Source organism: Roseivirga echinicomitans (assembly GCF_001592935.1).
Taxonomy (GTDB): domain Bacteria; phylum Bacteroidota; class Bacteroidia; order Cytophagales; family Cyclobacteriaceae; genus Roseivirga; species Roseivirga echinicomitans.
This window is the reverse complement of record NZ_LRDB01000001.1, coordinates 298,417-311,891: the sequence shown is the minus strand read 5'-3', so window position 1 is coordinate 311,891 and position 13,475 is coordinate 298,417. Positions and strand designations below refer to the sequence as shown.

The 13,475-nt window shown below is 39.7% G+C and carries 15 protein-coding genes; 8 read left to right on the top strand and 7 right to left on the bottom strand.

Going from position 1 to position 13,475, the window contains the following annotated elements:
- Positions 1-3: 3 nt before the first annotated feature.
- The 3 genes from AWN68_RS01415 to uvrA all read right to left on the bottom strand — a co-directional run bounded on the left by AWN68_RS01415 (position 4) and on the right by uvrA (position 4,083).
- On the bottom strand, positions 4-726 hold the full coding sequence (locus AWN68_RS01415) for a hypothetical protein (protein ID WP_245657917.1): 723 nt from the start codon (positions 724-726) through the stop codon (positions 4-6).
- Positions 727-789: 63 nt separating this feature from the next.
- Positions 790-1,023 (bottom strand): thioredoxin, encoded by a 234-nt coding sequence (locus AWN68_RS01410; RefSeq protein ID WP_068410397.1) that lies wholly within the window; start codon positions 1,021-1,023, stop codon positions 790-792.
- 240 nt (positions 1,024-1,263) lie between these two features.
- Positions 1,264-4,083 carry an excinuclease ABC subunit UvrA gene (gene uvrA, locus AWN68_RS01405; protein ID WP_068410393.1) on the bottom strand — a complete coding sequence of 940 codons (2,820 nt, stop codon included), beginning with the start codon at positions 4,081-4,083 and terminating at the stop codon, positions 1,264-1,266.
- Between the two features lie 277 nt (positions 4,084-4,360).
- On the opposite strand from uvrA, the gene AWN68_RS01400 reads away from it, so the two are divergent.
- From AWN68_RS01400 to AWN68_RS01385, 4 genes are read left to right on the top strand one after another with little or no spacing between them, the layout of a single operon-like run.
- Complete coding sequence (locus tag AWN68_RS01400) at positions 4,361-4,960, top strand: RNA polymerase sigma factor (RefSeq protein ID WP_068410390.1); 600 nt, start codon at positions 4,361-4,363, stop codon at positions 4,958-4,960.
- Entirely contained in the window at positions 4,935-5,171 is a 237-nt protein-coding gene (locus AWN68_RS01395) for a hypothetical protein (RefSeq protein WP_068410387.1), read from the top strand. Before AWN68_RS01400 ends, AWN68_RS01395 begins: the two co-directional genes overlap by 26 nt.
- Before the next feature lie 14 nt (positions 5,172-5,185).
- On the top strand, positions 5,186-5,839 hold the full coding sequence (gene nth / locus AWN68_RS01390) for an endonuclease III (RefSeq protein WP_068410385.1): 654 nt from the start codon (positions 5,186-5,188) through the stop codon (positions 5,837-5,839).
- An 18-nt stretch (positions 5,840-5,857) separates the two neighbouring features.
- Complete coding sequence (locus tag AWN68_RS01385; protein WP_068410382.1) at positions 5,858-7,048, top strand: glycosyltransferase family 4 protein; 1,191 nt, start codon at positions 5,858-5,860, stop codon at positions 7,046-7,048.
- Here the strand turns inward: AWN68_RS01385 and AWN68_RS01380 are convergent.
- Positions 7,045-8,028: a gliding motility protein GldB-related protein gene (locus AWN68_RS01380; RefSeq protein ID WP_157716022.1), complete on the bottom strand. Its 984-nt coding sequence runs from the start codon at positions 8,026-8,028 to the stop codon at positions 7,045-7,047. The two genes, AWN68_RS01385 and AWN68_RS01380, sit on opposite strands and share 4 nt — an antisense overlap.
- A gap of 43 nt (positions 8,029-8,071) precedes the next feature.
- Between AWN68_RS01380 and AWN68_RS01375 the strand changes: the two genes are divergently transcribed.
- Positions 8,072-8,719 (top strand): porin family protein, encoded by a 648-nt coding sequence (locus AWN68_RS01375; protein ID WP_068410376.1) that lies wholly within the window; start codon positions 8,072-8,074, stop codon positions 8,717-8,719.
- A 28-nt stretch (positions 8,720-8,747) separates the two neighbouring features.
- On the opposite strand, the gene AWN68_RS01370 is transcribed toward AWN68_RS01375, so the two are convergent.
- Entirely contained in the window at positions 8,748-9,029 is a 282-nt protein-coding gene (locus tag AWN68_RS01370; RefSeq protein ID WP_068410372.1) for a hypothetical protein, read from the bottom strand.
- 173 nt (positions 9,030-9,202) lie between these two features.
- Here AWN68_RS01370 and AWN68_RS01365 point away from each other — a divergent pair, with 173 nt between their 5' ends.
- Complete coding sequence (locus AWN68_RS01365) at positions 9,203-9,415, top strand: helix-turn-helix domain-containing protein (protein ID WP_068410369.1); 213 nt, start codon at positions 9,203-9,205, stop codon at positions 9,413-9,415.
- Between the two features lie 181 nt (positions 9,416-9,596).
- Positions 9,597-9,968, top strand: a complete 372-nt coding sequence (locus AWN68_RS01360; RefSeq protein ID WP_068410366.1) for a helix-turn-helix domain-containing protein — start codon at positions 9,597-9,599, stop codon at positions 9,966-9,968.
- 54 nt (positions 9,969-10,022) lie between these two features.
- Here AWN68_RS01360 and AWN68_RS01355 read toward each other — a convergent pair whose 3' ends face one another.
- On the bottom strand, positions 10,023-12,290 hold the full coding sequence (locus AWN68_RS01355) for a TonB-dependent receptor (RefSeq protein ID WP_068410363.1): 2,268 nt from the start codon (positions 12,288-12,290) through the stop codon (positions 10,023-10,025).
- Positions 12,291-12,408: 118 nt separating this feature from the next.
- The gene (locus tag AWN68_RS01350) at positions 12,409-12,858 is read right to left on the bottom strand and encodes an Lrp/AsnC family transcriptional regulator (protein ID WP_068410360.1); all 450 of its coding nucleotides are present in this window, start codon (positions 12,856-12,858) and stop codon (positions 12,409-12,411) included.
- Positions 12,859-12,986: 128 nt separating this feature from the next.
- On the opposite strand from AWN68_RS01350, the gene AWN68_RS01345 reads away from it, so the two are divergent.
- Positions 12,987-13,418, top strand: coding sequence for a VOC family protein (locus AWN68_RS01345; protein WP_068410357.1), 432 nt, complete (start codon positions 12,987-12,989; stop codon positions 13,416-13,418).
- The last annotated feature ends 57 nt before the right edge of the window (positions 13,419-13,475 follow it).

Here is a 13,475-nt window from a genome sequence, read left to right as displayed (position 1 = left end):
GTATCACTTTTTGACTTTATACGGTAGAGATAAATCTCCACTTGCTACGCTAAAAACTTCGTAAACGCCTAGCATTGGTAAGTTTTCATTGCTTGTGTTTACTTGCATAAATGCTGTTACACCATCATAATTGAAGTCCGTTTTGTTGTTCATTCGGTAATCAGGGACTATAACTTTTATGGTATTGCTTTTAGCGGTAACAGGATAACCTGGTGAATCCATATACATTGGCATTCCTGGGTTAGTTGGTGGCAATACAACTGTTTCATCTGCTTTTTTAAATTGTTTTACAGAAAGACCACCTGCTACTCGCTCATCTTCGTGTAGGATTACCCAGTGCGGATGCCAAACAAGGCCATCGTTATCATACACTTTGTCGTTATTCTCGTCCCACAGAGGTGTATCGTCAAAATCGGGATGAGATGTTAGGGCAAGTGCCACAATACCGTCTGTTTGATTAAAACCTACATCAGTTGGTTTTAAACTGGTGGGAAACACATATCCTAAAACTGGTGCGCCATCAAGCTGTCCAACTTTTGTCGGTGTTGTTTTTCCTGCTGTTCCATTGACTCTTATTTCCCAAACAGTAACTCCGAGATTGGGTTCGTGACTTACGCTTACTTCTTTAATGTTGAAGTCGTCATTTTTGTATTGGTGTTTTTGCGCAAAAGATTTAGCGCTTAATAGTAAGGTTGTTAACAGTAATATGAGTATTGATTTCATCATGAATTGTTTTTAGAAGTTAGAATATTATTATAGATTAGGAATCCTAACTATAATAATTAAATATTACCCTTTTACATCTGCCATAGATGCACCGAAATTGATATGAAGTGTGTTACCGTTTGGTGTTACCAATGCAGGTACAGAATTAACACCTGCTTTTTCTGCCTCTGATATTCTTACTCGGTTTTCGCCAATATTGACAACTTCAACATTGTCAGCTCCAACTAAATTAACAATGTCATGTTCTGCGCTTACACATACAGGACATCCTGCATGATAAAAAATTGATTTATTCATTTTAATAGAATTTGATTTATTGCACTATTGCATTGCAAATATAGTAAGGAATCCTAACAATGAAAATTTTGTTTCAAAATAATCTTGAAGTGGAAAGGTTATTTTGTGTCGATAAGTTTTTGGCTAACATTATTTATCAGTCACATTTATGACGTATACCATAAATATATTGAGTTTTGTGACTGTAATACTTGATATATCAGGTATTACAGTCACTGTCTAGCTTATTGTTGGAAAAGTTTATTTACTCATATCAGCAGCCAAATACTGCGCGGTATAGTTGTCTTTGAGCTTTATCATTTCTTCTGGGGTGCCGGTAAAAGTGATGTTTCCGCCTTCTTGTCCGCCTTCTGGGCCAAGGTCAATAACCCAGTCGGCTAGTTTGATGACTTCGGTATTGTGCTCGATAATGATGACGGAATTGCCTTGTTCAATCAGTGCGTTGATCGCCTTCATGAGCTTGTCTATGTCATGGAAATGAAGTCCGGTAGTGGGCTCATCAAAAATGAATAGAATATGATCCTTGTCATTCGATTTGCCCTTTCCTAGATAGAAAGCCAGTTTCACCCTCTGTGCCTCGCCTCCACTGAGGGAGTTTGAAGATTGGCCCAAACGGATGTAGCCCAAGCCTACTTCTTGCAAAGGCTTCAGTTTATTATGTACTGCTTTCTCATTGGCGAAGAAGTCCATGGCATCGTCAATCGTCATGTCGAGTACATCGGCAATGCTTTTGTCGTTGTACCTGGCCTCCAGAATTTCTTGTTTGAAACGCTGACCTTTGCAACTTTCGCAAGTCAACTGAATGTCGGCCATAAACTGCATTTCAATTTTAACTACGCCTTCACCTTGGCAAGTTTCACAACGGCCGCCATCTACATTAAAGGAGAAAAATGCGGGCTTATAACCGCGTTGTTTTGATAGTGGTAAGTTTGAATACAATGCCCTGATGGCATCATAGGCTTTTACATAGGTAACGGGGTTCGATCGGGAGGACTTGCCAATCGGGTTTTGATCGATGAACTCGATTTGGGTTACCTTTTTGGTGTCACCTTCAAGCGCATCCATTTTGCCTGTTTGCTCACCTACGGTACCTAACATTTTACCCAATGAAGGGTAAAGAATTTTCTTTACTAAGGTGGATTTCCCCGAACCACTTACCCCCGTAATGACAGTAAGCACGTCCAATGGAATATCCACATTGATATTCTTCAGGTTGTTCTCTCTGGCGCCTTTAATTTTAAGTGAGTCGCGCCACTTTCTTCTTTGCGCGGGAATCTCCAGTTTTTCCCTTCCACTCAAATAGTTTGCGGTGTGGCCTGTGCCATTTTGAATCAATTCGTCAATGGTGCCCTGAAAAATAAGCTCACCACCATGCGTACCCGCGTCTGGCCCAATGTCGATGACTTGATCCGCAGCTTGCATCACTTTTTCTTCGTGCTCTACTACAATCACCGTATTGCCCAAGTCGCGGAGGGTAAGCAAAACAGAAATCAATCGATCAGTGTCGCGCGGATGTAAACCAATGCTAGGCTCATCCAAAATATACATGGAACCCACCAAGGCACTGCCCAAGGAGGTGGACAGTTTAATGCGTTGATATTCCCCTCCCGATAAAGTACTTGTAAGCCGATTTAGGGTAAGGTAACCTAAGCCTACGCGGCCTAAATATTCAAGTCGGTTTTGAATTTCTTGAAGTAGTCTTTTCGCTACTTTTTCTTCATGCGTTGTAAGTGGAAGCGTTTCAAAGAATACAGCCGCATCCTTCACTGGCATTAGAACAACATCTGTGATGCTCTTGCCGTCCACTTTTACATAGGCTGCATCTTTTCTTAGCCTTGTACCTTTACATTCAGGGCAGTCGGTGCGGCCGCGGTAACGCGAAAGCATTACGCGGTACTGAATTTTGTGTGTTTTCGATTCTAAGTGCTCGAAAAACTTATTGAGCCCCTTGAAGAATTTGTTGCCTGTCCAAAGCAGCTGCTTCTCTTTGTCAGTCAGTTCCGCATAAGTTCTGTGAATAGGGAAATCAAATTCTATTCCATGTTTTAATAGCGGTTGCAGCCATTTATTCATGGTTTCACTGCGCCAAGGGGCTATAGCTCCCTCATATACAGAAAGTGATTTATCGGGAATCACCAAGTCGATATCGATGCCTAAAACTTTCCCAAAACCCTCGCAGCGCTTACAAGCGCCAAAGGGATTATTAAAAGTGAATAGGTTAACGCTTGGCTCTTCGAACAGAATTCCGTCTGCCTCAAATCGATCGGAAAAAGCCGTTCGGCCTTCGCCCGGAATTTCAATTATACAATCTCCCTGGCCTTCGAAAAGCGCAGTTTGTACTGAATCTGAAAAACGGAATTTGGTGTCTTCGTTGTGGGCGACTACGCCTCTATCAATCAGAATTTCCAAGTCCTTTGAAACAATGTCTTTCCCGTCCTTGAGTAAATCTTCTATAAAATAAGGCTCGCCTTTTGCCACCACACGGGTATAGCCTTTGTGCAGCAGTAAACTCAATTCCTCTGTTACACTTCTTTCTTCCTTCTGAACAAGCGGACAAAGAATCATCAACTTGGTGCCTTCTTCTTTGGCCATTAAAAACTCTACGATACCCGTAACACTATCGCGGCTTACTTCTTTGCCGCTCACTGGGCTAAAAGTTCTACCGATACGGGCAAAGAGTAATTTCAGGTAATCGTAAATTTCTGTGGTCGTCCCTACAGTAGAACGAGGGTTTCTATTGTTTACTTTCTGCTCAATGGCAATGGCAGGCGAAACCCCTTTGATATAATCGACCTCAGGCTTTTCCATTCGGCCTAAAAACTGACGGGCATATGAACTCAAACTTTCCACATACATCCGCTGCCCTTCCGCAAAAAGCGTATCAAAGGCCAGTGATGATTTACCTGAACCAGAAAGGCCTGTAACCACCACCAATTTATTCCTTGGAATGGCCACATCGATACTTTTAAGGTTATTTACCCTAGCTCCTTTAATGATAATGAACTCTCTAGGGTTCAAGTCGTCAATAGGGGTAGGGCGGTTAAGTGTTGTTGAATTCATAAGATTGCAAAGATAACAGAGCTGGCAACTAATTGTTAATTGAAAATAATTACCTTTTTCAGAATTAAATTCTAAACTCTGGCATTATACTTGAGTAAAATTTTGTGATAGTCTTGAAGGCATTAGCCTAAAGCTTGAAAATTAAAAATCACGATCAAATATTTGTAATCTATATTTGAATCAATACATTTGAGATCGTATTTATTATTAATCCATTTCTAAAAACTAAACATTACCGTATGATATAAACCTCTACTTAGACCTAACAATAACTAACATGAGGAAATATGAAGTAAGCGATAGCCAATTGATATCGCTATACAAAAACGGTAATGAAGACGCATTCGCGGAATTAGTCTCTCGTCACAAAAATAAAATCTTTACTACAATCTTTATGATTGTAAAAGACCATAATCTTGCAGAAGATTTATTGCAGGAAACTTACGTCAAGGTGGTGAATACAGTAAAGTCTGGACGCTACAATGAGGAAGGTAAATTTCTGCCTTGGGTGAGCCGAATCGCACATAATCTAGCGATTGACCACTTTAGAAAGGCCAAGAGATACCCAACTATTGTGATGGAAGATGGCAGCAATGTGTTCAACAGCTTAGAGTTTTCTGAAGAATCTATCGAGGATCGTCAAATAAAAGAAGATACACACGCGTTACTTAGGGAGTTAATAAAAGAGCTACCCGATTCACAGCGAGAAGTTCTTATGATGAGACACTACATGCAAATGAGCTTTCAGGAAATTGCGGAAGTAACAGATGTTAGTATCAACACCGCCCTTGGTCGTATGCGTTATGCGCTCATCAATCTTAGAAAAAAGATGGACAAAACGAACGTTGCGTATGATAAGAACATCTACCCAGAATGACCTGATCAGATACATATATCAGGAGACCGACACAGAAGAAAATATCGAAATTCAAACTGCCGCCATTTTAAATGGCTCGCTGTCGCATGAGTTGCGTGAACTTGAGCAAACAGTGATGTTAATAACGGCTGCTGAACGAGTACCTTCTGAGTCGACTATCGACAAAATACTAAGTTACTCTAAATCCTATGACCTTCATTCCTTGAAATAGCCTAATTTAGGGGCATGACGAGGAAGCAGAGGTACGAGGCTTTTATAGCATACTTTAGTGAAAACCAACCACAGGCCGAAACGGAACTGCAATATGGCAATCCGTTTGAGTTGCTAGTGGCTGTGGTTTTGAGTGCGCAATGCACTGACAAACGAATCAATTTGGTGACGCCCAAATTGTTTCAAGATTTTCCTACTCCGGCCCATTTAGCGGCTTCTCATTTTGACGAACTTTTTCCCTATATAAAAACCGTTTCATATCCCAACAACAAAACCAAGCACCTTTTGGGCTTGGGAAAGATGATGGTGGAAGATTTTAATTCTGAAGTTCCCGAAACCATTGAGGACTTGCAGAAACTACCGGGTGTGGGTAGAAAAACGGCCAACGTAATTACCTCCGTGGTTTGGAATCAGCCCAGCATGGCAGTAGACACGCATGTGTTTAGGGTGTCGAAAAGATTGGGTTTGGTAAATCAGAATGCCAATACTCCATTGGCAGTAGAAAAACAGTTGGTAAGTCATCTCCCAAAAGAGGTAATTCCATTGGCTCATCATTGGCTGATATTGCATGGTCGCTATACTTGCTTAGCGCGAACTCCTAAATGCGAATCGTGTGCTTTAACTTCTTTTTGCCGTTATTTCGAGAAAAAGGAAGGAATCGTGCGTTAGGCCAGTTGATTGTTCACCATGAAAATTCTGTATATCCACCAATATTTTAAAACGCCTCAAGAAGGAGGAGCCATTCGCTCTTACTACTTGGCCAAAGGCTTGGTGGATCAAGGCTTTGAAGTGGAAATGATTACAAGCCACAACGAAGGCATTTATCAAAAAACCGTAATTGATGGAATCACAGTCCATTACTTGCCTGTTTATTACAGCAACGACTTAGGCTTTCTTAAGCGCATTTATTCTTTCTATTCGTTTCAAAAGAAATCAAAGCAACTGATTTCAAAAGAAAACTTGAGTTTTGACTTGGCGTATTTGACTTCTACACCTTTAACCGTGGGCTTGGTTGGTCTTTGGTTGAAGAAGAGGTTGAACAAACCCTATATTTTTGAAGTGCGCGATTTGTGGCCTACTGCGCCTATTCAGATTGGTGCAATTAAGTCCCGCTGGCTGAAAAAGTGGCTATACGGACTTGAGAAAGAAATATACAAGCGTGCAGAAAAAATCATAGCGCTTTCCCCTGGAATGGAAGATTGGATTAGAGAAGTGGTTCCTGAAAAGGAAGTACATATGATCCCGAATATGGCAGATTGCGAGTTCTTTAGTAAGGAGTTAAAAGACCCAAAGCTGACTTCTTTTTATAATGTGAACAATGCTTTTGTAATTACCTATTTGGGTAGTATTGGTATTACGAATCACCTCGAGTTTTTGCTGGAGGCAGCCGAGAAGTGCTTAAAAATGGGGTTGAATATCAAGTTTAAGATTGTGGGTGAAGGGGCTAAATTACATCAGGTTAAATTAGAGGCTTACCTAAAAAAACTCAAAAATGTAGAGTTCTACGGTCATCAGAACAAAGAAGGGGTACGAAGAATACTTAATGTAACAGATGCGACTTATGTCTCTTTTGCCAATTTCCCTGTTTTGAGTACCAACAGCCCCAATAAAATGTTTGATAGCCTAGCGGCTGGTAAACTTACGATTGTGAACTCGCTTGGCTGGACAAAGGATTTGGTGGAGGAAAATAAGTGCGGTTTCTATACTAATCCTGAAGACGCGAATGATTTTATTCAGAAGATCACACCATTTATTGAACAAAAAGATAAACTAGATACCTATAAAAACAATGCGCGAATTGTTGCAGAAAAGCTTTACTCGAAGCGATTACAAGTACAAAAATTGATTGCAGTTTTAGAATCAACCAAGGGAGTTTAATTGTTTTTAGGCCTATACCTCGACTGCAACAAAAAGTCATTGGCGTCTGTCAGCTTCATCAACGCTGTAAAGTCCAAATCCTTTTCTTCTTGATATTTCTGAACAATACGCCAGCCGATCCATTGGCCAATTCTGCCAGGGCAAATGGGATCAATTTCAGGAATTCCTGGGCGCTCATCAATGTATTTGGATAAATTGAGTGGGTTCTTGTCGTATAGTAAAGCATTATCCACAAAATACGACCAAAGAAAACCTTCACTTCGAATGGACGAGGCCAAGCTTTCACCATCATAACCCATAATCAAACTATCAGGTAAGCAAGGCAACATGGTTTTTGTGAACTCAAGTGCTTTTCCGTAGTACACCATTTCCTCTAAAATAGTACGTTCACCATTGTCAAACGTATCGTTGAATTTTAAAGAAGAGAACTGAACAATGTGCGGAACGAGGTGCTCAGGAGTAAGCCTTACCAATAGGTAATCATAGACATTTGGTCGGTAAGAAGCTTCTGGACCCAAATAATAATCAATACCAATAATGACTAGAGTGTCAGAGAAAAATACATCGTTACCAAAAGCGGAGTAAACGGTTTGAACTTTGGGTACCCTGTATTCAGGATAATAAGATTTTATACGTTTAAATGCCGTTTCTAAGTCTTGTTCTAACTGTGCCTCGTCAATAATTTGTTTGGTTTGCTGATACAGCGTATCCACAAACGGGTTTTTTATCAGGTTGAAAACCTCGGTAAGCATCTCCGCTTTAGATGGATAATCGGCCGCTAAAAAGAAGTAATCACGTACGATTGGGTTGGCTTCTAAAAAATCATTTAAAGCCGCTGTATCTTCCACTGAATGAATTTGGTCTACCAAACTCGTATAGTCCAAATCAAGGGCTATATTTGGGATGTCTTTGCAAGGGTCATCTTTGCCACAAGCCATAACCAACAAGAAAACGAAACTAATAGTCCAGCTTTTGTTCATACTTAATTTTAAATGACAAAAGTATTCATTTATTTTATTCCCCATGAGAAAATTCACTTTAGCAGCGGTTTTGTTATCATTGTTTAGCGTGGCAGCTGTAGCGCAAGATTATAATATTGGTATCAAATTAGGGCCAACCCTAACCTATTCAAAGCCAAGTACAGATGGTACAAGTACAAATTATGATGATGACGGCTCTTCCGTTCAGTTTTTGATCGGTGCTTTTGTAGATTATCAGTTCAAAGAAAACTATTTTTTCAGTGCCGGAATCAATTATGCCTCCAAGGATTTTGGGATAACGGCTAGGTCAACCAATAGCATCGCCAATGTAACAGGAGCAGCCAGCTTTAACCAAGAGTTTTTGCAGGTTCCGGCCTTGCTAAAGCTATACACCAATGAGGTGATTCTTGATACTAAGATTTATTTCAACTTTGGTATTGTACCCGAAGTACGCTTGAGCAGTTCTCCGAAATCTACTAATTCTGATATCATCCGTGAATTTAGAAGCTTTGATTTAGCGGGTAATTTTGGTGGAGGCTTAGAGCGAAACATTGGGGTAAATACCCGTGTGTATGCCGGTATTTTCTCTAACCTTGGTTTTATTAATCAGGTAAAAATCCAAAATGAAGCTTATGATGAGCTAATTCTTAAAAACCGATTATTTGCATTGGAAGTGGGTATCAAGTTTTAATACCAAACTGTAAAGAGATGCTTACAAATCAGTTAAAGCTTTCTAATGATTTGTAAATGTTGAGTGCTACAATATAAAGCCCTGCTTCATTACCCCAATTTATCTTTTCTATTTTGGCCATTCCTTGCACATAAACGTCTACCCAGGCGTCTATGGTTTTAACATTGGAATGCCCCATTAAAGCACGGATAACACGTACCAAGTCGGGGTGAAACTCCAAGTGAATACCAACACTGTTTTGGGCAACCACCATTTGGCGATATTTAAGGTCTTGTTTTATGAGATGAAGGGCAAGGGCTTTTTTGTCCATAAGAATTAGCTTTAACGTTCGTAATATTTAACCAAATTTAAAATTATTATCGTTAAACACAATTAATAGTTCGTTATACGATATAATAGTTTATTAATACGATAATTATAATTTTGATATGCTAGTTTCGATTTTCTTATTTTGATCAATAATTTGTGTAGAACGATAATTTTATGGCTGATAAAAAGATTTATAACCGCATAAAGGCAGTGTTGGCAGAGAAAGGAAAAACTAATAATTGGCTTTCTGAAAATACGGGGAAGAACATTACTACTGTATCACGCTGGTGTACTAACGATATGCAGCCCACCATGGAGACCCTCTTCACTATTGCCGAAACATTGGATGTAGATGTTAGGGAACTATTGGTTAGCACAAAAGTATAGCACAAAAGTATAGCACAAGCAGTGTTTCAGACCCCTTTTTAAGTGCCTTAAACCTTTTATCGTATTTCTTTATCGGTGCTTTTAACTATGTTTGAGTGTATGTTTGGTTCAATAGCTATTGAGTCAACAAATATGTAATCATTTGATTACAATAACAAACATATGAGAACAATATTTGTATATGTCAGTAAACGATCGTTTAGAATTGTTAATGAAGCATTTTGATTTGTCAGTGAATTCTCTGGCAAAACAATTGGATTTTAGTCGTACCACAATTCATAATATCATTTCTGAGAATGGCAGACGTACTTCGCCCAGTCACGATTTCTATGCAAAACTGAAAGAATCATATGAGAACATAAACCTGAACTGGTTAATTACTGGGGAGGGTGAAATGCTACTTGATGAATCACAATTGATGGCAGCGGACTCAGCGGGTGAATACAAGGTGAAAAAAGCACAAAACTCCGATTTACATGAGGCTTTGGCTGATATTCATAAAGAACTCCAGTCTGTGAATCAGCGCATAGACCGCTTGGAAAATGGTCTATAGCCCCTGCTAAAAATGAACTTTGCTAGCGCCTAAGCGCGGACAAATTATACAGCCTTAATCTCTGTAAGATAATTTCAATCGGGCACCAAAGTAATAATTCCTTCCTGGGGCAGGTTGAAAGTAGCGATTGCCAAACGCATTAAGGTCGTTACCCAAACTATAATCCACGTCAAAAATATTATTCACCCCTCCGAACAATTCCCATTGCATCTTTTTCTTTTTCGGGATCAGGTAATTGTAATTTATGTTCCAAAGGTTATATGGTCTTGAATACATAGTGTTTGCATCATTTAGTGGAATGGCATCTGAGTAGTGATAGCTCAGCTTAACATCTAAACCATAAATAAAACTGGTGTTTACTTGTAGGGTCACTACTTTTTGTGCTGTACCAGGGAGGGCGTTTCCTGAAAAATCATCGCCATCATTCACGTAATTTTTATACTCAAAATCATGGAGAGTATAGGAAATTGAAGTACTCAAATTTTGTACAGTTTGCTCTTCATCTTTAATCCATTCACCATTAACCTGCAACTCTAAACCTTGTTGAGTGTTTTTTCCCGCATTTCTGAAAAGCACCACACCATCACCATTGGTATATGATGAAATAGATTCCTTTAGATCGAACCTAAAAATGGCCATGTCAAAGGAGAGTCTCGAACCCAATAAATTGCCCCGAATATTCCATTCGTAATTGGTGCCTTTTTCGGGTTGAATGTCGCGGTTGATACTGCCCTCATTGGTACGTACTTCAGTGGTAGTTGGAGGTGAAAAGCCCTGCGAAACACTAAAGTGAACGGATAAATCCTTGTTTAATTTTTTCGAAACACCCAGCCTTGGCGACCATACAGTTTCAAACGCCTTGTTGAATTGAGTGGGGTTGTTGTTCACCTTATCCACTAAGCGATTAATATCGTAATTCAGTGTATTTCGGCTCAGGCCTGCAGTAACAAAGAGATCATTTATTGGTTCTATTTTGAACGAGCCAAACAGAATGGATTGCTTAGCACTAATATCATCTTCAAAATTAATGGTGTCTGCCTGGCCCATCACATTACCAAAATTCTTCCCTAAAAAGGAAGAATTCTGAAGCTCAGTCCCCACTACAAAAGAGGCAGGTAAACCAGCCATAATCACATTCCGACTCACCTCCATTCTCCCTCCCAAAATATCTTGCTCATCTTGTTTATAGTCTAGTATGAAAGGATTTTCAAAATCCATCTTCGAACCAAAAATTGACATTTTCCCCTTCCAGGCTCTTCCCCACTCTAACTCTTGGCCCAGTTTTACAAGCCAATACTGATTATCAACAGAAGCATTTCTGTCAATACTTCCCGGCCTTGATTGTCTTCTGTTTTCACTTCGCTGTAAAGGATTGAGTGCTCCTGGGATTTCGTAAAACAGGTTAGAGTATAGCCATGAAACGGATAAGGTTTGCTTGCTACTTGGAAAGAATAAGGCATCCATTTCCAAGGTGCGTCTGTCCATTGCGTTGTGCTCTCTATAGCCATCCGCTTTTTGAATGGCCGCTTTTACGGTAAGGCTGTTTTTTTCGCTTAACTGATTAAAAATCAAATCCGCCTTGTTCATCCCGTACGAACCCGCTGTGGCGGCTGCCTGAATGCTATTGTTCAAATCGCCAGGCACTGTACTTTTTAACTTTATTACCCCGCCTGTTCCTGCACCATAAATACTGCTTGCAGGACCTTTAATAATTTCGATTCCAGAAATATTGGTGAGGTCGAGCAAGTTGATGAAGGTGTTTCCTCCGGGTTCGGTAAATGGAATGTCGTTCCAGTAGACCTTTATATTTCGCACACCAAAGGGAGAGCGAACCGAACTTCCGCGAATAGAAATACGATAGCTGGCCCCAGCCCTTTCTTCAAAACGAATACCTGGTATCGCATTTACGGCTTGTACCAAAGAGCTTCGATCGGAGCGTTGTAAGTCTCTGAGGCCAATGGTCGAAATGGCACCTGCTTGTTCACTGAGGTCAGTGTTTTCTAAAAAACCCTCAACTTTTACACTCTGTAAATTGGTGGTGTTTGGTGTAAGTGAAATGGTTTGCCAAGAGTCGACCGCTATTTCAATTTCTGTAGTTTTGAAGCCTACATGAGTAATGTTGACTTTGCTGTTTTCCGTAATTTCTAAAATTACAATGCCTCGCTGATCACTTACCTTCACCTGACTTGTGCCCAGTACAAATACCAAGGCTCCCTCCACTGGTTCGGCATTCTTACCCAAGAGAATTATTCCGGTTTGGGCTTTGGCGAAAAAACTTATGCTTAAAAGGAGGAGTATTATTATAAAATGAGTGAATCTCATAGTTCTTCTTGATCTGCAAACTTCTTTAGCTATTGCCATGTAACTTTCCACACCCGAAGATCGGATTTTTTGCGGATTAGGAAATACCTCTCACCTTGTTTATAGGGTTTTGATGTTCTTACTTCGAGATGGTGTAGGTAATTTTTTCTTTGTCGATTTCTACTTCTGATAATATGAGTTGAGTGAGCGTATCACCGTATTCCATAATTTTATCGATAAGCTTCTGTAGTTGCAGTCTGTCCTTTGCAATGATTTCCAGTTGAACATTCTGGCCACCAGTTATTCTATAGGCTCGCTTTACTTCTGGAAATGTTCCTACGACATTTAGAAAAGACTTGAGTTTGCCATGGAATACTTTTACAGAGATAAAGGCCTCAATATCATAGCCAAGTAACCGACTGTTGATTTCTACTGTATAGTTAGAGATCACTTCTTTCTCTTCTAGCTTTTGCACCCGCTCTCTTGTGGCAGATGGAGAAAGGCTTACAACCCTTCCAATTTCGGCAAAGGAGAGCCTCGAATTTTTCTCTAAAACTTTCAGGATTTTCAAATCTAAAGCATCAATCATTGAATCAACTGTTATTTTTTAATAAAACCATTCATAGCGCAGAAATATCAAAAATAGGCAATTCAATCAATTTTAAAATGAAGTAATCTCAAAAGATATTTGTGGAGAAAAGAGAACTAGAGAAACACATGAAAAAACTTAATTCATTTCACTTGGCTATTCCCGTGCAGAACTTAGCGCTATGCAGAGAATTTTATGGGCAAACCTTAGGTTGCGCTGAAGGAAGAAGCGCTGAAAAGTGGGTCGATTTCAATTTTTTTGGACATCAACTCGTCATTCACAAAACCTCTAAGAGCCAGGAGGCTGATAAACCTGAATCTAACCCAGTAGACGGGCATGATGTCCCTATTCCTCACTTTGGTGTAGTATTGGATTGGGGTGAATGGATGGATTTATCAGAGCGGTTAAAGACTTGGGGAATTCATTTCATTATAGAACCTTATATCCGTTTTAAAGGCGAGACAGGAGAACAGGCTACCATGTTTTTTCTAGACCCAGACGGTAACGCTTTAGAGTTTAAAGCATTTAAAGAAATCGATCAGTTATTCGCTAAAGATTAACGTTTCGTTTTTTAAACTCAATTGGTATTTTCATTCAAAAGCCAAACGATTCAAGGC

Bases quoted from the DNA above. Each gene is read 5' to 3' on its own strand.
- AWN68_RS01415 (WP_245657917.1), bottom strand. From the start codon at position 726: ATGATGAAATCAATACTCATATTACTGTTAACAACCTTACTATTAAGC.
- AWN68_RS01410 (WP_068410397.1), bottom strand. From the start codon at position 1,023: ATGAATAAATCAATTTTTTATCATGCAGGATGTCCTGTATGTGTAAGC.
- uvrA (WP_068410393.1), bottom strand. From the start codon at position 4,083: ATGAATTCAACAACACTTAACCGCCCTACCCCTATTGACGACTTGAAC.
- AWN68_RS01400 (WP_068410390.1), top strand. From the start codon at position 4,361: ATGAGGAAATATGAAGTAAGCGATAGCCAATTGATATCGCTATACAAA.
- AWN68_RS01395 (WP_068410387.1), top strand. From the start codon at position 4,935: ATGATAAGAACATCTACCCAGAATGACCTGATCAGATACATATATCAG.
- nth (WP_068410385.1), top strand. From the start codon at position 5,186: ATGACGAGGAAGCAGAGGTACGAGGCTTTTATAGCATACTTTAGTGAA.
- AWN68_RS01385 (WP_068410382.1), top strand. From the start codon at position 5,858: ATGAAAATTCTGTATATCCACCAATATTTTAAAACGCCTCAAGAAGGA.
- AWN68_RS01380 (WP_157716022.1), bottom strand. From the start codon at position 8,028: ATGAACAAAAGCTGGACTATTAGTTTCGTTTTCTTGTTGGTTATGGCT.
- AWN68_RS01375 (WP_068410376.1), top strand. From the start codon at position 8,072: ATGAGAAAATTCACTTTAGCAGCGGTTTTGTTATCATTGTTTAGCGTG.
- AWN68_RS01370 (WP_068410372.1), bottom strand. From the start codon at position 9,029: ATGGACAAAAAAGCCCTTGCCCTTCATCTCATAAAACAAGACCTTAAA.
- AWN68_RS01365 (WP_068410369.1), top strand. From the start codon at position 9,203: ATGGCTGATAAAAAGATTTATAACCGCATAAAGGCAGTGTTGGCAGAG.
- AWN68_RS01360 (WP_068410366.1), top strand. From the start codon at position 9,597: ATGTCAGTAAACGATCGTTTAGAATTGTTAATGAAGCATTTTGATTTG.
- AWN68_RS01355 (WP_068410363.1), bottom strand. From the start codon at position 12,290: ATGAGATTCACTCATTTTATAATAATACTCCTCCTTTTAAGCATAAGT.
- AWN68_RS01350 (WP_068410360.1), bottom strand. From the start codon at position 12,858: ATGATTGATGCTTTAGATTTGAAAATCCTGAAAGTTTTAGAGAAAAAT.
- AWN68_RS01345 (WP_068410357.1), top strand. From the start codon at position 12,987: ATGAAAAAACTTAATTCATTTCACTTGGCTATTCCCGTGCAGAACTTA.